This is a genomic window from Mycobacterium sp. C31M (genome assembly GCF_053345865.1).
Window position 1 is genome coordinate 54,571 of record NZ_JBKFAX010000027.1, and the last position, 18,360, is coordinate 72,930.

The 18,360-nt window shown below is 67.7% G+C and carries 18 protein-coding genes; 14 read left to right on the forward strand and 4 right to left on the reverse strand.

Features of this window, described 5'->3' with window-relative positions; all coding sequences use genetic code 11:
• The first annotated feature begins 195 nt into the window (after window positions 1–195).
• The 9 genes from eat to ACLBYA_RS29550 all read left to right on the forward strand — a co-directional run bounded on the left by eat (window position 196) and on the right by ACLBYA_RS29550 (window position 8,846).
• Entirely contained in the window at window positions 196–1,608 is a 1,413-nt protein-coding gene (gene eat, locus ACLBYA_RS29510) for an ethanolamine permease (protein WP_447713031.1), read from the forward strand.
• Window positions 1,605–3,014: an ethanolamine ammonia-lyase subunit EutB gene (locus ACLBYA_RS29515; protein WP_447713032.1), complete on the forward strand. Its 1,410-nt coding sequence runs from the start codon at window positions 1,605–1,607 to the stop codon at window positions 3,012–3,014. Before eat ends, ACLBYA_RS29515 begins: the two co-directional genes overlap by 4 nt.
• Window positions 3,011–3,793: an ethanolamine ammonia-lyase subunit EutC gene (gene eutC, locus ACLBYA_RS29520; protein ID WP_447713033.1), complete on the forward strand. Its 783-nt coding sequence runs from the start codon at window positions 3,011–3,013 to the stop codon at window positions 3,791–3,793. The genes ACLBYA_RS29515 and eutC overlap by 4 nt, the downstream gene beginning before the upstream one ends.
• A 320-nt stretch (window positions 3,794–4,113) precedes the next feature.
• Window positions 4,114–4,557, forward strand: coding sequence for a 50S ribosomal protein L13 (rplM, locus tag ACLBYA_RS29525; RefSeq protein ID WP_447713034.1), 444 nt, complete (start codon window positions 4,114–4,116; stop codon window positions 4,555–4,557).
• Window positions 4,558–4,703: 146 nt separating this feature from the next.
• Entirely contained in the window at window positions 4,704–5,099 is a 396-nt protein-coding gene (rpsI, locus tag ACLBYA_RS29530; RefSeq protein WP_447713049.1) for a 30S ribosomal protein S9, read from the forward strand.
• A gap of 306 nt (window positions 5,100–5,405) precedes the next feature.
• On the forward strand, window positions 5,406–5,879 hold the full coding sequence (locus ACLBYA_RS29535) for a hypothetical protein (protein ID WP_447713035.1): 474 nt from the start codon (window positions 5,406–5,408) through the stop codon (window positions 5,877–5,879).
• Window positions 5,880–6,003: 124 nt separating this feature from the next.
• Entirely contained in the window at window positions 6,004–7,341 is a 1,338-nt protein-coding gene (gene glmM / locus ACLBYA_RS29540) for a phosphoglucosamine mutase (RefSeq protein WP_447713036.1), read from the forward strand.
• A gap of 51 nt (window positions 7,342–7,392) precedes the next feature.
• A complete protein-coding gene (locus ACLBYA_RS29545; RefSeq protein WP_447713037.1) occupies window positions 7,393–7,698 on the forward strand; it encodes a type VII secretion target in 306 nt (101 codons plus the stop codon).
• On the forward strand, window positions 7,698–8,846 hold the full coding sequence (locus ACLBYA_RS29550) for a hypothetical protein (protein WP_447713038.1): 1,149 nt from the start codon (window positions 7,698–7,700) through the stop codon (window positions 8,844–8,846). The genes ACLBYA_RS29545 and ACLBYA_RS29550 overlap by 1 nt, the downstream gene beginning before the upstream one ends.
• A gap of 309 nt (window positions 8,847–9,155) precedes the next feature.
• Here ACLBYA_RS29550 and ACLBYA_RS29555 read toward each other — a convergent pair whose 3' ends face one another.
• The 3 genes from ACLBYA_RS29555 to ACLBYA_RS29565 all read right to left on the reverse strand — a co-directional run bounded on the left by ACLBYA_RS29555 (window position 9,156) and on the right by ACLBYA_RS29565 (window position 12,642).
• Complete coding sequence (locus ACLBYA_RS29555) at window positions 9,156–10,517, reverse strand: DEAD/DEAH box helicase (RefSeq protein ID WP_447713039.1); 1,362 nt, start codon at window positions 10,515–10,517, stop codon at window positions 9,156–9,158.
• 196 nt (window positions 10,518–10,713) lie between these two features.
• A complete protein-coding gene (locus ACLBYA_RS29560) occupies window positions 10,714–11,760 on the reverse strand; it encodes an LLM class F420-dependent oxidoreductase (protein ID WP_447713040.1) in 1,047 nt (348 codons plus the stop codon).
• 39 nt (window positions 11,761–11,799) lie between these two features.
• Window positions 11,800–12,642 (reverse strand): dienelactone hydrolase family protein, encoded by an 843-nt coding sequence (locus ACLBYA_RS29565; RefSeq protein ID WP_447713041.1) that lies wholly within the window; start codon window positions 12,640–12,642, stop codon window positions 11,800–11,802.
• Between the two features lie 64 nt (window positions 12,643–12,706).
• Between ACLBYA_RS29565 and glmS the strand changes: the two genes are divergently transcribed.
• Together glmS and ACLBYA_RS29575 are read left to right on the forward strand one after the other, a co-directional pair.
• Window positions 12,707–14,563: a glutamine--fructose-6-phosphate transaminase (isomerizing) gene (glmS, locus tag ACLBYA_RS29570; RefSeq protein ID WP_447713042.1), complete on the forward strand. Its 1,857-nt coding sequence runs from the start codon at window positions 12,707–12,709 to the stop codon at window positions 14,561–14,563.
• Window positions 14,564–14,570: 7 nt separating this feature from the next.
• Window positions 14,571–15,449 carry an alpha/beta fold hydrolase gene (locus ACLBYA_RS29575; protein ID WP_447713043.1) on the forward strand — a complete coding sequence of 293 codons (879 nt, stop codon included), beginning with the start codon at window positions 14,571–14,573 and terminating at the stop codon, window positions 15,447–15,449.
• A gap of 4 nt (window positions 15,450–15,453) precedes the next feature.
• Here ACLBYA_RS29575 and ACLBYA_RS29580 read toward each other — a convergent pair whose 3' ends face one another.
• Complete coding sequence (locus ACLBYA_RS29580) at window positions 15,454–16,200, reverse strand: helix-turn-helix domain-containing protein (RefSeq protein ID WP_447713044.1); 747 nt, start codon at window positions 16,198–16,200, stop codon at window positions 15,454–15,456.
• A gap of 207 nt (window positions 16,201–16,407) precedes the next feature.
• Between ACLBYA_RS29580 and cynS the strand changes: the two genes are divergently transcribed.
• The 3 genes from cynS to ACLBYA_RS29595 all read left to right on the forward strand — a co-directional run bounded on the left by cynS (window position 16,408) and on the right by ACLBYA_RS29595 (window position 18,182).
• Window positions 16,408–16,854, forward strand: a complete 447-nt coding sequence (cynS, locus tag ACLBYA_RS29585) for a cyanase (RefSeq protein ID WP_447713045.1) — start codon at window positions 16,408–16,410, stop codon at window positions 16,852–16,854.
• Between the two features lie 11 nt (window positions 16,855–16,865).
• Window positions 16,866–17,723: a formate/nitrite transporter family protein gene (locus ACLBYA_RS29590; RefSeq protein ID WP_447713046.1), complete on the forward strand. Its 858-nt coding sequence runs from the start codon at window positions 16,866–16,868 to the stop codon at window positions 17,721–17,723.
• A gap of 201 nt (window positions 17,724–17,924) precedes the next feature.
• A complete protein-coding gene (locus ACLBYA_RS29595; protein ID WP_447713047.1) occupies window positions 17,925–18,182 on the forward strand; it encodes a hypothetical protein in 258 nt (85 codons plus the stop codon).
• The last annotated feature ends 178 nt before the right edge of the window (window positions 18,183–18,360 follow it).

The following is an 18,360-nucleotide window of genomic DNA, read 5'->3' on the forward strand; positions in this document are numbered from 1 at the left end:
CATGTTGGGCTGGACACCACGCCGGGATGGGGCGATACTTCCTATCAAAGGTCGGATAGCCGACCTTTAGGCAGCATGCATGTGGCAGCCGAACGCTATCCGGTCAGCCCGTGGCTGGCAGATGCGGAGACGCAGGCGGCGTCCCCGATCAATGTCGATCGACCGCAATTGCACTGTCAATGAAGGAGTTTTGAAGTGGCCGGTGTCGAAGAACACCTCGAGAGCGCAGACTATCTGCAGAAACGTCAGCTCAAATCGGGCACCGCGGGCTGGTTGCTGTTGGCCGGTCTCGGCGTCAGCTATGTCATTTCCGGCGACTACTCGGGATGGAACTTCGGGTTGGAGCAGGGCGGTTTCGGCGGTCTGGCGATCGCTGCCGTCATCATCGCCGGCATGTACCTGGCGCTGGTGCTGGGTATGGCCGAACTGTCCTCGGCGCTGCCCGCGGCCGGCGGCGGCTACACCTTCGCCCGACGCGCCATGGGCCCGTGGGGCGGATTCGCCACCGGCACAGCAATTCTCATCGAATACGCCATCGCGCCCGCGGCCATCGCCACCTTCATCGGCGCCTACGTCGAATCGCTCGGACTGTTCGGGATCACCGACGGCTGGTGGGTCTACCTGGCCGCGTACGCCTTGTTCATCGGTATCCATCTGGCCGGTGTCGGCGAGGCGCTGAAGGTGATGTTCGTGATCACCGCGATCGCCCTGGTCGGGCTCATCGTGTTCGCGATCGCGGCGATCGGACACTTCGACGTCGCCAACCTGACCAATATGGCGGTCGACGAGACCGCCGCGGGAGCTTCGTCCTGGCTGCCCAACGGCTACCTGGGTATCTGGGCGGCCTTCCCGTTCGCCATCTGGTTCTTCCTGGCCATCGAGGGTGTGCCGCTGGCCGCCGAGGAGACCGCCAACCCCGAGCGCAACGTGCCGCGCGGCATCATCGCCGGCATGGGTGTCCTGCTGGTCACCTGCGCCGCCGTGCTGATCCTGACAACAGGAGCCGGTGGTGCGGACGAGATGAAGGATTCGGGCAACCCGCTGGTCGAGGCGCTCGGTGACGGCACCGCGGCCACCGTCGTCAACTACATCGGTCTGGCCGGCCTGATCGCCAGCTTCTTCTCGATCATCTACGCCTACTCGCGCCAGTTGTTCGCGTTGTCGAGGGCCGGCTACCTGCCGAAGGCGTTGTCGGTGACCAACTCCCGCAAGACACCCACGCTGGCGCTCATCGTGCCGGGCATCATCGGATTCTGTCTGTCGCTGATCGGCCAGGGTGCGTTGCTGCTGAACATGGCGGTCTTCGGGGCCGCGCTGAGCTATGTGCTGATGATGATCAGCCATATCGTGCTGCGCCGTCGGGAACCGGACATGCCGCGGCCCTACCGCACCCCGGGCGGTGTGGTGACCACCGGTTTTGCCCTGGTCATCGGCCTCTTCGCCGTCATCGCGACCTTCCTGGTGGACCCGGTCGCGGCAGGTATGTGTCTTGGGGTGTTCGCACTGTTCATGGTGTATTTCGCTGTTTACAGCCGGCACAAGCTGGTGGCCAATTCACCCGACGAGGAGTTCGCCATGCTGGCGAAGGCGGAGAGCGAGCTCAGATGATCTATCGGCAGCAGGTCTCGGGCGTGAACTACGCCTTCGACGGTCTTGTAGAGGTGATGGCCAAGGCCACACCACTGCGCTCGGGCGACCAACTCGCCGGGTGTGCCGCCGAACACGACGCCGAACGCGCGGCCGCCGCGTGGGTGCTCGCCGACCTGCCGCTGCAGACCTTCCTGAACACCGACATCGTCGACTACGAGACCGATGAGGTCACCCGACTGATCATGGACAGCCATGACCGGCAGGCGTTTTCGACCGTGTCGAGCCTGACGGTGGGCGGCCTGCGGGACTGGCTGCTGGATGCGTCGTCACATGACGACAGCGCCGAGCGGATCGCGGCGATCTCTCCGGGGCTTACCCCGGAGATGGTCGCCGCGGTCAGCAAGATCATGCGTAACCAGGATCTGATCGCGGTGGCGGCGGCGAGCTCCGTCACCGCGTCGTTCCGCACCACCGTCGGACTGCCCGGCACACTGGCCACCCGGCTGCAGCCCAACCATCCGACCGACGATCCCCGTGGCATCGCCGCCGCGGTCCTGGACGGGTTGCTGCTGGGCTGCGGCGACGCGGTCATCGGTATCAACCCGGCCACCGACTCCCCGCAAGCCACCGCTGACCTGCTGGGCCTGCTGGACTCGATCCGCACCCGCTACGACATCCCGGTGCAGTCGTGTGTGCTCTCGCACATCACCACCACCATCGGTCTGATCGAGAACGGCGCTCCGGTCGATCTGGTGTTCCAGTCGATCGCCGGCACCGAGGGCGCCAATTCGGCGTTCGGGGTGGACATCGCGCTGCTGCGCGAGGGCCGTGCCGCCGCAATGAGCCTGCACCGCGGCACCGTCGGTGACAACGTCATGTACCTGGAGACCGGGCAGGGTTCGGCGCTCAGCTCGGGGGCGCATCTGGGTGTCGGCGGTAAGCCGGTGGACCAGCAGACCCTGGAGACCCGGGCCTATGCCGTCGCGCGCGACCTGCAACCGCTGTTGGTCAACACCGTCGTGGGCTTCATCGGGCCGGAGTACCTGTACGACGGGAAGCAGATCATCCGCGCGGGCCTGGAGGATCACTTCTGCGGCAAGCTGCTCGGCCTGCCGATGGGTGTCGACGTCTGCTACACCAACCATGCGGAGGCCGACCAGAACGATATGGACACCCTGCTGACGCTGCTGGCGGCGGCCGGTGCGGCGTTTGTCATCACGGTGCCCGGCGCTGACGACGTGATGCTCGGTTACCAGAGCCTGTCCTTTCACGACGTGCTGACCACCCGGCGCACGCTGGGGCTGCGGCCGGCACCGGAGTTCGAGGCCTGGCTCAAACGTGTCGGCATGGTCGACGACGCCGGCCGGTTGACCCCGTTCGATCTGACGCACTCACCGTTGCGTGCGCTGACCTCTGCACCATGAGGAGCGCTGTGAGTAGTGACCCCGCAGTCCAGGAGTTCTGGGCCGACCTGCGCAAGACCACCCAGGCCCGGATCGGGCTGGGCCGCGCCGGCACCGCGCTGCCCACCCGGCAGGTGCTGGAGCTGGCCGCCGCACACGCCGCGGCCCGCGATGCCGTCCACATCCCGCTGGACACCGACGAGTTGTCGGCTGCGGTGCGCGCTGTCGGGATCGGCGAGCCGGTGCTGGCGACCAGCCGGGCCACCAGCCGTGACGAATACCTGCGCCGCCCCGACCTGGGCCGGCTGCCCGCCGAGGATCTCGACATCCCGGCCAAACCTGCCGATATCGGCTTCGTGTTGGCCGACGGGCTGTCACCGACGGCGCTGAGCCATCACGGTGCCAAGCTGCTGGCCGCCCTGGTGGCCCAGCTGGGGGAGCGCCATACGCTGGCCCCGCCGGTCATCGCCACCCAGGCGCGGGTGGCCCTCGGTGACCACATCGCCGCCGCGCAGGGTGTGCGGACCCTGCTGGTGATCGTCGGCGAGCGACCCGGGCTCAGCGTGGCGGACAGCCTGGGCATCTACCTGACGCACCTGCCGCGACCCGGGCGCACCGATGCCGATCGCAACTGCATCTCCAACATCCACCCGCCCGACGGCCTGGGTTACGCCGAGGCCGCCCGGGTCGCGGTGGGTCTGGTCGACGGGGCCGTGGCGCTCGGGCGTTCCGGGGTCGATCTCAAGGACACCTCGCGAGCGGCGGTGCTGGGCGCATCCGAGGTCGACGAACTCGCCTGACGTACTTCTCGCCGCGTGAAACCTACCTGGTTTCAGCCGATCAGGCGTTTACCTCGGTTTGGCTGAAGTCAGGTAGGTGATTTGGCTCCAGAACCTACCTGGTTTCAGCCGGCCGGCGGTCTGCCTCGGTGCGGCTGAAGTCAGGTAGGTCGTGGGCGCGGGTTTGGGCGTTTTGACCTGGGGTGACACCGACCGGTAAGCTCCTCCGTTGGCATGCACCGCCCGCAAGGGCACGTCATTCTCAGGTCAACGTCGGTCGCTGAGAAATTTTGATGCGCACGCCTGACCGGCACCCAACCCGAGAAGAGAAGGTAAGCACTATGCCTACTTACACGCCGAAGGCGGGTGACACCACGCGTTCGTGGTACGTCATCGACGCCCAAGACGTGGTGCTCGGCCGGCTCGCCGTCGAAGCAGCAAAGCTGCTGCGCGGCAAGCACAAGCCGACGTTCACCCCCAATGTCGATGGTGGCGATTTTGTCATCGTCATCAACGCCGAGAAGGTCGCCATCAGTGGCGACAAGCTCACCAACAAGTTCGCTTACCGCCACTCGGGTTACCCCGGCGGCCTGCGTAAGCGCACCATCGGCGAGCTGCTGGAGAAGCACCCCACCCGTGTCGTCGAGAACGCCATCGTCGGGATGCTGCCGCACAACAAGCTGAGCCGTCAGGTGCAGAAGAAGCTGAAGGTGTACGCCGGCCCGGATCATCCGCATGCCGCGCAGCAGCCGATTCCGTTCGAGATCAAGCAGGTGGCGCAGTGACCGAGGCCGAAGTGACCGAAGTGACCGAAGAGGTCGTCGAGACCCCCGCCGGGGAGATCGTCGAAGAGACGTTCGTCGAGTCGGGCGTCGTTGAAGAGGGCCACGTTGAAGAGGGCCACGTCGAAGAGGCCGCTCCGCGTGAGCCGATCTTCATCGACCGCCCGATCCAGACCGTGGGCCGCCGCAAGGAAGCCGTGGTCCGGGTGCGCCTGGTGCCCGGCACCGGCAAGTTCAACCTGGATGGCCGTTCGTTGGAGGCCTACTTCCCGAACAAGGTGCACCAGCAGCTGATCAAGGCTCCGCTGGTGACCGTCGATCGGGTCGAGAGCTTCGACATCTACGCACACCTCGATGGTGGCGGCCCGTCCGGGCAGGCCGGCGCGCTGCGCCTGGCCATCGCGCGTGCACTGATCCTGGTGCAGCCCGAGGATCGTCCGGCACTGAAGAAGGCCGGGTTCCTGACCCGCGACCCGCGTGCCATCGAGCGCAAGAAGTACGGCCTCAAGAAGGCCCGTAAGGCGCCTCAGTACAGCAAGCGCTGATCTGTCGTCTGTCGACCGCCGGGTGTGGAGCAATCCACACCCGGCGGTTTTCTTCGTAATCGTGATGTTCTTTGCCCACGGACGACGCCGGTACTGGTGACCCGCGTGTCGCGGGTGTTGCCATGACGGCGGCTGTGGCGCGGATCCGGGGCGGCCGGGTTTCATCTCGGCGCGCTTTGGTGAACCTTGGGTGTCGGAGAGGCGGGGGCGCTTTCGCGCGTCCAGGCAGACCGAATCTGCCGTCGGTGCGAGTCAGTCAGCTCGTGAGGGGGACCGGACCGCTTCCACTGACTGAAAGGATGATGGATGAAGAACAACACTGTGATGCGTATGACCGCCGGCGCCGCCATGAGCGGGGCGCTGCTGCTGTTCGGTGGCGCCGCCGTTGCGAGCGCGCAGCCGGGTGATGGCCGGGTGGACCTGGCGATCGGCACCGCAGGTGTGCTGACCGATGTGCCCATCGACGCGGCCTCGCAGATCGCTTCGGACGTCTGCAAGAGCGAGCTTGCCGAGATCACCGTGACCGCCGAGAGCGTGGACACGGCAGGGGCGCAGCAGAGCGTGTGCACCAACGCTCTGGGTGCGGTCGACTTCCGTCAGAACGGCGTTGACCAGCAAGGCGTGATCGAGGAGCCCGGCACCGCCGAGGGCACCTCGTTCTCCGAGGAGCCGGTCGAGCCGACCGACCCGACGGTCGAGGACGGCACCACCGAGGGCTCCACCGACGAGGCCCCGGTGACCACCACGACCACGGTTCCGGAAGAGGCTCCGGCCGGATAACCAGGCATGATGCCGCCACCGCCCGCGTCATGTGCGCGGGCGGTGGTGTCTCGATTGCATACCGACCCGGTCACGGGGCTTGTCAGTTGGCTCTTTGGCCCCCTTCTATGAGAAATTTGTCGTCATGGCTCGACTGTTCGGCACCGATGGCGTGCGCGGAGTCGCCAATCGGGATCTGACCGCCGAATTGGCGGTCGCACTGGGTTCGGCGGCTGCGCGACGGCTCGGCTCGGTCTCCACTGCAGGACGCCGGGTCGCCGTCGTCGGGCGGGACCCCCGGGCCAGCGGTGAGATGCTGGAGGCCGCGGTGATCGCGGGGCTGACCAGCGAAGGCATCGACGCGCTGCGCGTCGGCATCTTGCCCACACCCGCGGTGGCGTATCTGACCAGCGCATATGACGCCGATTTCGGCATCATGATCTCCGCATCGCACAATCCGATGCCCGATAACGGCATCAAGATCTTCGGCCCCGGTGGACACAAGCTCGACGATGCCACCGAGGACCGTGTCGAGGAACTGGTGAGCTCCGGTCCGGGAGAGCGCCCCGTGGGCGCCGGTATCGGCCGGGTGGTCGACGCCGAGGACGCTCTGGACCGCTACCTGCGCCATGCCGCCAAGGCCGTCACCACCAGGCTCGACGGTCTCACCGTGGTGGTGGACTGCGCGCACGGCGCCGCCTCGGTTGCCGCGCCACAGGCCTACCGGGCCGCCGGTGCCAATGTCATCACCCTGCACGCCGAACCGAACGGCCTCAACATCAATGACGGCTGCGGGTCGACGCACATGGAGGTCGTGGCGCAAGCCGTCGTCGCGCACGGCGCCGACCTGGGATTGGCACACGACGGGGATGCCGACCGTTGTCTGGCGGTCGCCGCCGACGGCCGGATCATCGACGGTGACGCGATCATGGTGATGCTCGCGCTGGCCATGCAGGAGGCCGGTGAGCTGGCATCGAACACCCTGGTCACGACGGTGATGAGCAACCTAGGGCTGCATATCGCGATGCGGGCGGCCGGTATCGAGGTACGCACCACTGCCGTCGGTGACCGTTACGTCCTCGAAGAGCTACGCGCCGGTGAGTTCTCACTCGGCGGTGAGCAGTCCGGGCATATCGTGCTGCCGAGCTTCGGCACCACCGGCGACGGTATCGTCACCGGGCTGCGGTTGATGTCGCGGATGGCGCAGACCCAGTCCTCGCTGGCCGCGCTGTGCGCGCCGATGCAGACCCTGCCCCAGGTGCTGATCAATGTCCAGGTCGCCGACAAGGTCACCGTCGCCGAGGCGGTCTCGGTGCAGACCGCGGTCGCCGAGGCCGAGGCGGTGCTCGGCGACACCGGCCGAATCCTGTTGCGGCCCTCCGGAACCGAGCAGGTGGTCCGGGTCATGGTCGAGGCCGCCGATGCCGATACCGCCCGCCGACTCGCGGTGCGGGTGGCCGAATCGGTGAGCGACCACCACTAGCGGAGAAAATTCGAGGGAACCGAATCGGGCGCTGCTGCGTCCAATTCGGGTATGGGATACATCGACTCGGCCCGGGTGGACGGCGCTGCACTGCTGGCCGCCGCGCAGCGCTTCGAGGCCATCGCCGCCATGCTCGAGGACGCCACCCGACGGTGCCAGGCATCGCTGACCTTCGACGGCAGAGCCGCCGGCCGGGGATACACCGACTGCGGTGACGACGTGCGCCGTGCTGTCGCCGACACCGTCGCCAGGGTGCGGTCCTGGGCCACGGCCAACCAGCAGATCGCCGACGGTCTGCGGGTTTCGGCCGCCGACTACGCCGATATCGACGCCCGTGCCGCACGGCGGATCGGCTGATGCTCGAGGATGCCCGGCCTGCCGTCGAGGTGTTGTCGGAGTATGCCCGGGCCTGTCGGCAACTCGGGCACAGCGGCCCCGATCCGACCGCGCTGCAGGCCGCGTACTCCACCGAGGCCGAGATGGATCTGGCGGCGTTGGCCGCCGACGGTCGGGCCGTCGCCGAACTCGCGGCCGCTGCCGACGAGGCGCTGCAGTGGCAGGACGGCGCCTGCCGTGCGGTCGACGCCGCCTGGCAGGGTGCGGGTGGGGCGGTGGCCACCGAGTCCCTGCGTGGGCACGCTGGATCCTGCGCGCAGACGGTCGACGGATTACATTGCACCGCCGCGGCATTGGCCGATCTGGCGGACGGGTTGCAGCAACTGGTGGCGGCCAAGGTGACCGCCACCCTGGAGATCGAGGCGCGCGGCGCGCGGGGGGAATGGCTCACCGCGGCGCGCACGGTGACAACTGGCGCCGGGGACCAGTCCGGGGCCAGTGAGCTCGTCGACCTGCGGGTGGCCCCGTTCGTGGCCGGCGACATCGGTGCGGACTGGATGTCATCGATGCGGGCGACCGAGGATGCCGTCCGGCAGGCCTACGGTGCGGCGGCCGGGGCGGCAGCACCGCCACCGCCCGTATTCGACTACGCCGGACCGGCGGTGCCCCCGACACCCGTTGCGATGCAGCCGGATCCGGTCGTACCGGCACCGGCACCGGCACCGGCGCCGATGCCGGCCGGTGGGTTCGGCGGTATGCCGTCGGCCGGGTCGGGGCTGTCCGGGCTGGGCCAGCCGGTCGCGGATCTGCTCGGTGGGCTGTTCGACTCGGCGGGTACCGGAAGTGGTTCGGCAGCCGAAGATCTCGACCTCGACGATCCGTTCCCGGCGGAGGAGGAGGAGCCCGACGACTCCGAGGAGGTCGACGACTCAGAGGAACAAGGCGACGAATCGGAGGAGGAAGAGCTCGACGATCCGGATGCCGACGAGAGCGAGGATCAGGAGCAACCACCTCCGGAGGAACTGACACCGGCACCGACACCGGTGCCCGAACCTGTTGCGGAAGCGGCACCGGAAGCCGAGCCCATGGCGGTTCCCGTCACCGAACCCGAGCCGCCGGCGACCCCGTGTGAGATCGCCGCCGACGCGCTACCCCAGGCGGGTGCGTGAGGTGACCAGCGACCGGCCGCGGTCGGATTACCGCGCACCACAAAGTATCCGGTGTTCTGCAGCGGCTCGACGGCCAGCGTCGCCTCGGGGGCGGCCTTCGCAGACGCCCGCCTCGAACCCCGAGGTGTTGCCTGCCGATTGCGCATGACGCACCAGGGTCACCGTGATCTCGGGTGCGGCATGGGCGGGCGGTGCGGTGAGCACCGCACCGGCGGTGAGCAGTGCTCCGACGATCCCGCGAAGACACATGTGTTCCCCCCTAGAACCGTGATTCTAGGGGGCAACATCAGTCTGCTCGGCAGGGAAGGGTCAGCGCGGGGAACCGGCGCCACTACGGCGCGGGCGACCGCCACCGCGGCGGGCCTGGCCGTTGCCGCCGCCAGCGGAACCGGCGCCATGGGAAGCACCGGAACCGCTGCGTCGCTGCGGCTTACGCCGACGGTTGCCCTGTCCGGCGGGCCGTGCGGCGGGCTGCTCCGGGACGTCGAGCACGATCGCTCCGCTGAAGGTCCGCTCGCCCGGGGCGATCTCCTGCAGCACCGGATGTGAGGCACCGCTGAACTTGGTCACCGTCGGCTTGACGCCGGCCTTACGGGTCAGCACCCGCACATCGGAGACCTGGCTGTCCAGCATCAGCGTCACCACCGTGCCCTCGCTGCCGGCGCGGGCGGTGCGGCCCGAGCGGTGCAGATAGGCCTTGTGCTCGACCGGCGGGTCGGCGTGCACGACGAGGTTGACATCGTCGACGTGGATACCGCGCGCGGCGATATCAGTGGCGACCAGCACGGTGGCCGCGCCTTCGGAGAAGGCGCCCAGATTGCGGGTACGGGCGTTCTGGGACAGGTTGCCGTGCAGCTCAACCGCCGGCACGCCGCGCGAATTCAGCTTGCGGGCCAGGCCTTTGGCGCCGTACTTGGTACGGGCGAACACGATGGTCCGGCCCGGCGAGGCGGCCAGGTCGGCCAGCACATCGAAGCGGGCGTCGTGGTCGACGTGCAGCACGTGATGCACCATCGCCGAGACCGGGGACTGCTCGGAGTCCACGCTGTGTACCACGGGATCCTGCAGGTAGCGCTGCACCAGTACGTCGATACCGTTGTCCAGGGTGGCCGAGAACAGCAGGCGCTGGCCGTCCGCCGGGGTGCGGTCGAGCAGGCGCTTGACCGGGGGCAGGAAGCCGAGATCCGCCATGTGGTCGGCCTCGTCGAGAACGGTGATCTCCACAGCCGACAGGTCGGCATGGCCGGACTTGACGTGGTCTTCGAGCCGGCCGGGGCAGGCTATGACGATATCGACACCGTCGCGCAGCGCCTGGATCTGTGGCTGTGCGCCGACACCACCGAAGATGGTGACCGAGCGCAGGCCGGTGGCCTTTGCCAGCGGTGCCAGCGAGGCGTCGATCTGGGTGGCCAGTTCGCGGGTCGGTGCCAGGATGAGCGCCCGGAACTTACCGGAGCGCCGCGGCGCGGGGCTGGCGGTCAGTCGTCCGACGACCGGCAGCAGGAAGGCGTAGGTCTTGCCGGATCCGGTCTTGCCGCGGCCGAGCACATCGCGGCCGGCCAGCGAATCGGGCAGCGTCGCTGCCTGGATGGGAAAGGGGGACTCGATGCCGTTGGCAGCGAGCGTGGTGACGACGGCCTCGGGCAGGCCGAGGTCGGCAAAGGTGGGCACGTAAGAGCTCCAGTGAATAGTGTGCGGTCGTCCTGCCCGGCGCGGATGTTCCCGCGGCGCTCGGTGTGACGATCGAGCAGGACGTAGAGATTCGCCCTGGCGAAGCGGCAAAAGGCAGAACAGACGATGCCGCTGGGGCCAACGATACCCAATGGGACGCACCTACCCCAATTTTGAGGCGTGCATCACCCGGGGACTACAGCGACCTGGTGAGTTCCACCAGTTGCTCGGTGTAGCGCAGCGCCTCGGTGTCATCGACGGCCAGCGGGTGCACCAGCATGGTGGTCACCCCGGCCTCGGCGTAGGCGGCCAGCCGTTCCTTGACGAAACCGCGCGGTCCGACCAGCGACACGTGGCGCACCAGGTCGTCGGGCACAGCCGCGATCGCCTCTTCCTTCTTGCCGGCCAGGAACAGATCCTGGATGTGGTCGGCGACCTCGCCGAAGCCGTACCGGGTGGCCAGCTTGTGATAGAAGTTCTGGCCGCGGGCACCCATGCCGCCGATGTACAGCGCCAGTTGCGGTTTCGCCCAGGCCAGCCGGTCGTCGACGTCGTCGCCGATGGCAAGGCTGGCGCTGACCATGATGTCCAGCGGGCCCAAGGCCGGGTCGCGTTTGGCGTAACCGGCCCGCAGCGATTCACCCCAGACGTCGTCGGCCTTCTCCGGGTAGAAGAACACCGGCTGCCAGCCCTGCGCGATCTCCGCGGTCAACTCCACGTTCTTCGGCCCGAGTGCGGCGATGGTGATCGGGATATCTTCGCGCACAGGGTGATTGATCAGCCGTAGCGGTTTGCCCAGGCCGGTGCCGCGGCCTTCCGGCAGCGGGATCTGGTAGTGCTTGCCCTCATAGGACACCTTCTCGCGGCGCCAGACCTGGCGGCAGATGTCGACGACCTCGCGGGTGCGGCCCATCGGCGCCTCGAACGGCACCCCGTGGAACCCCTCCATCACCTGCGGACCCGAGGTCCCGATGCCGAGCCGGAACCGGCCGTCGGACACGTAGTCCAGTCCCGCGGCCGTCATCGCCAGCAGGGTGGGGGTGCGTACATAGATGGGGACGACGCCGGTGCCCAGTTCGATCGTCGAGGTCTTGGCGGCCAGGTAGCCGAGCTGGCTGATGGCGTCGTACGAGTACGCCTCGGCCACCAGCGCGATATCCGCACCGGCCTTCTCCAGTTTGACGACCTGCTCGGCCGCCTCCTTGAAGCCGCCCGCATAGCCGAGGAAGATTCCGGTCCGCATGCCAGTGTTTATATCACCAACCGGTTGGTTGGGAGAAGCTCAGGCCTTCAGGAGGGCGACGACCTTGTCCTCCAGCGTCGGCTGGGCCGTTTCCGGGTCGATGGCGACCGTTTTCGGCAGCACCACCTCGGGATCGGCGAAATCGCGGTAGGTCTTGTCATCGGTCAGGGTGAACAGCAGATATCCGGTGAGCAGCGCCCGCACCGCCTTCTGGGTGCCGTTGTCGGCGCCCGGCAGGCCGACGGCCTTGGCAAGCCGGCGCCCCTCGATCAGACCGCCGGCCTCGGCCTTGGCCACGATCCGCAGGGTGGCGGTCGGCCACACCTTCGCCAGCGTGTCGGCGTTGGAGCGGATCGAACTGTCATCCGACATCGCCCGCAGGATCAGCCCGGGCAACTGCAGAGAGGCCGCCGGTTGTTCGGCGGGCGGGCTGCTGACCGCGGGAAACAGTGCGGCGGCCGCCTTGAGTCGCGATCCCATCCCGGCGGCCGCGAACACCGCGGCCGACCCGCCGAAACCGTGCCCGACAACCCCGAGCTTGCCCGGATGCACGCTGATCTCGCCCGGGCCCAGTCGTACCCCGGCGATGATGTCGAGGGTGGTGCCCAGGTCGACCGCCAGGTTCAGCGCCGACGGGGCGAACGATTTCTCGGTATCCGGTGCCGCTGCGACGATGCCCCAGGACGCCAGGTGCTCCAGCGTCCCCGCATAGCGGTCGGCGCCGGTCAGCCAATCGTGACCGAAGGCGATCCCGGGCAGGTTGAACCCCGCCTCGGGGGTATAGACCATGCCGGGCTGACCGGCGAAGGCAAGGTCCCCGCGCAGGACGCGATGCGGCCCGCGCCGCGTCAGAGCAGCGAAGAGTTTCTTCGTCTTGGCCACGCATAGACCCTAGTCGACGTCTGTGGACGGGCGGTGGGTCGGCACTGCACTACCCTGGGTCCCTATGTGTGGAATCGTCGGCTACGTCGGGCAGCGCCCTGCCTGCGAGGTCGTCGTCGATGCGTTGCGCCGGATGGAGTACCGCGGATACGACTCATCGGGTGTGGCCCTGCTCGACGGCTCCGGCGGCCTGACCGTGGAACGGAAGGCCGGCCGGCTGGCCAATCTGGAAGAGGCGCTGGCGGCAGCCGGTGAACTGGGTGGGACGAGCGGTATGGGACATACCCGGTGGGCCACCCACGGGCGTCCGACCGACCGTAATGCCCACCCGCACCGCGATGGCAGCGGCAAGTTCGCAGTGGTGCACAACGGCATCATCGAGAACTTCGCGGTGTTGCGCGCCGAGTTGGAAGGCGCCGGTGTCGAGTTCGCCAGCGATACCGACTCAGAGGTCGCCGTGCACCTGGTGGCCCAGGCGTACCGCTCCGGCGCGACCGCCGGCGATTTCGTCGGCTCCGTGCTGGCGGTGCTGCAGCGCCTGGAAGGCCACTTCACCCTGGTGTTCGCCTTTGCCGACGAACCCGGCACCATCGTCGCGGCGCGCCGGTCCACCCCGCTGGTGGTCGGCGTCGGCGACGGCGAGATGTTCATCGGTTCCGATGTCGCTGCCTTCATCGAGTACACCCGCGAGGCCGTCGAACTGGGCCAGGACCAGGCCGTGGTGATCACCGCCGACGGCTACAAGGTCACCGACTTCGCCGGGAACAACGCACCCGCCCGGCGTTTTCATATCGACTGGGACCTGAGCGCCGCCGAGAAGGGCGGCTACGAGTTCTTCATGCTCAAGGAGATCGCCGAGCAGCCGGTCGCCGTCGCCGAGACACTGCTCGGACATTTTGTGGACGGCCGGATCGTGCTCGACGAGCAGCGGCTGTCCGATCAGGAGTTGCGCGAGGTCGACAAGGTTTTCATCGTCGCCTGTGGCACCGCCTATCACTCCGGCATGTTGGCCAAATACGCCATCGAGCACTGGACCCGGCTGCCGGTCGAGGTGGAGCTCGCCAGCGAATTCCGGTACCGCGACCCGGTTTTGGATCGCAGCACCCTGGTCATCGCGATCTCGCAGTCCGGTGAGACGGCCGACACCCTGGAGGCGGTCCGGCACGCCAAGGAGCAGAAGGCCAAGGTGTTGGCCATCTGCAACACCAACGGCAGCCAGATCCCGCGGGAGGCCGACGCGGTGCTCTACACCCGCGCCGGACCGGAGATCGGCGTCGCCTCGACCAAGACGTTCCTGGCCCAGCTGACCGCGAACTACTTGGTGGGGCTGGCATTGGCGCAGGCCCGCGGCACCAAGTACGCCGACGAGGTGGCCCGCGAATACCACGACCTGGAGGCCATGGCCGATCAGGTGTCCCGGGTGCTGGCCTGCATGGACCCGGTGACCGAGCTGGCCCACAAGTTCGCCAACTCCTCGGCCGTGCTGTTCCTGGGCCGCCATGTCGGATACCCGGTGGCGCTGGAGGGCGCGCTCAAGCTCAAGGAACTGGCCTACATGCACGCCGAAGGCTTCGCGGCCGGTGAGCTCAAGCACGGACCCATCGCGTTGATCGAGGACGATCTGCCGGTCATCGTGGTCATGCCGTCGCCCAAGAGTGCGGCGACACTGCACGCCAAGCTGCTGAGCAACATCCGGGAGATCCAGGCCCGCGGTGCGGTCACCGTCGTCATCGCCGAGGAGGGCGACGACACCGTGGCGCCGTACGCCGATTACCTGATCGAGATCCCCGCGGTGTCAACGCTTTTCCAGCCACTGCTGTCGACGATCCCAATGCAGGTGTTCGCCGCCGGGGTGGCCCAGGCCCGCGGGTACGACGTGGACAAGCCGCGCAACCTGGCCAAGTCGGTCACCGTCGAGTAGGAGCGCGGTGGGTGTCGGGCGCTGGCGCAGCGAGTCGGCCCGCGCCCACTTCGCGGCGGTGTACGACGCCGCGCTGGCGGGACTGCCGCCGATCGCCGAGACCCGCGATGTGACGACGACATTCGGTACCGTGCGGGTGTACCGATTCGACGGTGCGCCCGGGCGTCCGGGGGTGCTGCTGCCCGGGCGTAACGCCTCGACCCCGATGTGGGCGGACAACCTGCCCGGCCTGCTCGCGCACCGCAGCGTGTATTGCCTAGACCTGCTGGGGGAGCCGGGTATGTCGGTGCAGACCGCGCCGATCACCGCGGCCGCAGATCAGGCGTGCTGGCTCGACGAACTGCTCGCCGGGCTCGGGTTGGAATCCGTGCACCTGGCCGGGGTGTCGTTCGGTGGCTGGAGTGCGGTGAACCATGCCGTGCACTATCCCGGGCGCGCGGCGTCGCTGGTGTTGTTGGATCCGGTGTTGACATTCGCGCCGATACCGCTACGCACCATGGTGGCGTTCATCCCGATGGGACTGCCCCGGGTGTCCGATGTACTGCGCCGCCGGATCCTGCGGTGGATCTCCGGGGGCGCCGATGTCGACGAATCCGAGCCGGTTCTACAGCTGATCGATTCCGGCACGGCTGATTTCGAATTGCACCAACCGGCGCCCACCCGGTTCTCTCCGGAACAGTTGGGCGCGCTGGACATTCCGGTGCTGACGCTGATCGCCGGTCGCAGTGTCATCCACGAGGCGCAGCGGGCGGCGGCTACGGCGCGGGAGGAACTGCGGCACGGCCAGGTCGAGGTGTGGGAACAGGCCTCGCACGCGCTGACGGGAGAGTATCCCGAGGAGGTCGCCGAGCGGGCCGGACGGTTCTGGGATGAGGTCGACGCGTAGGGCGTCAGCCGGCGCGGCGTGCCCATTCGCTCGGGGGTACGCCGAAGTGGCGTCGGAAGGCCCGATTGAAGGTGCCCGGGTCGGTGAAGCCGCTGGCGCGGCAGGCCTGGCTCACCGAGGATCCCTGGGATATCAGAGAACTCGCGAGATCGAGGCGCCGGAGCCGGATCTCCGATGCCGGTGAACGACCGTCCTCGGCGAGCAGTTGCTGGACCGTGCGAAGGGAGAGATGGAACTCGGCGGCCAGTCTGGCGGCGGTGAAATCGGGATCACGGAACCGCGTGCGGACATGCTCGAGTAGGCGGGTGCGCAGTTCGGTGCGCGACGAAGCCACCTCGGTGATGGCGCGACCACCCGGGCGCGCGGTGGCGGCGAGTCGTTCGGTCGCGTCGGCGAAGGCCAGCAGTCGGGTGCCCTCAGTTCCCAGCGGTTTGGCCGACCAGGTCACCGGAATCGGTTGTCCGGCGCGGGTGATGAACCATTCGTGCGCGGTGAGGGCGGGGGAGCCGCAACCGTCGAGGATCGGGCAGGAGTGCGACGGGTAGCGCGACCCGTCGGGGTGCCACTCGTGCAAGGTGTCATGGCTGGGTGCACCGATGATGTCGTCATCGGACCGGTACCCGAGCATGCTCAGCGCGGCCTGATTGGCCAGCACGACGGTGCCGTCCGGGCCGATGACCCACAGCGGGGTCGGCGCGACGTCGATCACCGCCGACAACGTGCCGGCATCGAGTGCGGGCTGGTTGAACACGATCTCCCCTGGCTTGCTCTGGTGTCACCGACGCTAGGCCGGGGCCGTTTCGGGCATGTTTCGCTTCCGGTTACGGGGTGGTTAAACGGCGTCCCGGTGGGGCGGTGCTGCGCAAAATGCCGGATTCCCTGCGCCTTCTGCCATGGGCACGGGCGTACCGAACCGGTGATATGGACGTCAACATCGATCTGCACAAGGAGCCCGAGTATGGCGTACGACCCCGCTTCACCCGTCATCACCGAGATCGAACAACGCCGTTCGGAGACCGGGATCAGCTGGCAGAAGCTGGCCGATCACATCGAACGACCGTTGGTGTGGACGGTGGCCGCCATGCTCGGCAGTCACCCGATGCCCGCCGCCGAAGCCACCGCCGCCGGTGAGCTGCTCGATCTCAGTGCGGGAACCGTTGCAGCGCTGCAACGTCAGCCCTATCGCACCGCTGATCCGGCGTTGCTGACCGATCCGACCATCTACCGCTTCGTCGAGTTGATCAACGTGTACGGTCCGACGTTCAAGGCGCTGATTCACGAGGAGTTCGGCGACGGCATCATGAGCGCGATCAACTGCAACATGACCTTTGAGCGCAAGGCCGATCCCGACGGTGACCGGGTGGTCGTGACCATCGACGGCAAATTCCTGCCGTACCACTGGTAGCGGGGGCTGACATGTCATACGTCAAACCCGCCGAACTGGCCACCCGGATCATCGATGCCGGAGAGTCGAAGGTTTTCATGTCCACCCGGGACACGCTGATCCGCGCGTATATGGCCGGCGCCATCCTGGCGCTTGCCGCAGCGTTTGCGATCACCATCTCGACAAAGACGGGCGAGCCGCTACTGGGTGCGGTGCTGTTTCCGGTCGGCTTCTGCATGTTGCATCTGCTCGGATTCGACCTTTTGACAGCGGTTTTCACGCTGGTGCCGTTGGCCTGGCTGGACAAGCGGCCGGGTGTGACACTGCGGCCCATGCTGCGTAACTGGGGTCTGGTGTTCGTCGGAAACCTGTTGGGTGCGCTGACCGTCGCGGTGTTCATGGCGGTGTACTTCACCTACGGGTTCAGCGTGGCGCCGGATGCGGTGGGGCAGGCGATCGGTGAGATCGGGGCCGGTCGGACCGTCGGTTACGCCGACCACGGCGCCGCCGGCATGCTGACGCTGTTCCTGCGTGGAGTCATGTGCAACTGGATGGTGTCGATGGGGGTGGTCGGTGCGATGATGTCGGACAGCCTGCCGGGCAAGGTGATTGCCATGTGGATGCCGATCATGGTGTTCTTCTACCTGGGCTTCGAGCACTCGATCGTCAACATGTTCCTGTTCCCGTCAGGGTTGATGCTCGGTGGTGAGTTCACCATCATGGATTACCTGATCTGGAACGAGATCCCCACCGTGTTGGGTAATCTCGTCGGCGGCCTGGCCTTCGTCGGGCTGGTCATCTATGCCACCCACGGCAAGACCGGACCGCTGCGCCCGCGACCGAACGAGCTGGTCTCGGTCGACGCTGGCGCAGGCCCCGGTCGGGTGTGATCGCCGCCGGACTCGCGGGGCGGTCTGCAACCCGACCGCGAGTCCGGCCGCGATCAGCGTGATACCCAGCCACACCGGCGCACCGGGAACGGCTCCCGTGAGGGGAATCCCGATCATCGCGGCCGCCACCGGGGCGATACCGGTGAGCAGGCCGGCCCGGCCGGTGCCGAGGGCCGCCGCGACGCGCTGCTGAAGGGGCTGTTGTCGTGGTTGCCCGAGGCGCGGGTGTTGGGAGTGGCGGCGGGGCTGCACCTGTTGATCACGCTGCCCGGTCGTGGGGTCGACGATGTGGCCATCGCCGACCGATTACGCGAGGCCGGGGTGGTAGTCCAGCCGCTGTCGTTGCACCGCCGGCTACCCGGGCCGCCGGGGCTGGTCATCGGATACGCCGCACATCCGCCGGACCGGTTGGCCGAGGCGGCCGGCATCATCGGCCGCACGCTGATGGGTCGGACCTGATTCTGTTGTCAGAGGTGCGGAGTAACCTCGGAGAGGTGATCGAACACCAGTTCGAAGCGTCGGGAGCGGTGGTGGTTGGCCACCTCGATACCGCGCGCGATCAGCTGCGCACCGAACGGGTCGCCGTGGCGGCCAAGATTCTGGCGGCGGGCCGGTTCGCGCTGGCGCGGATGGCTGA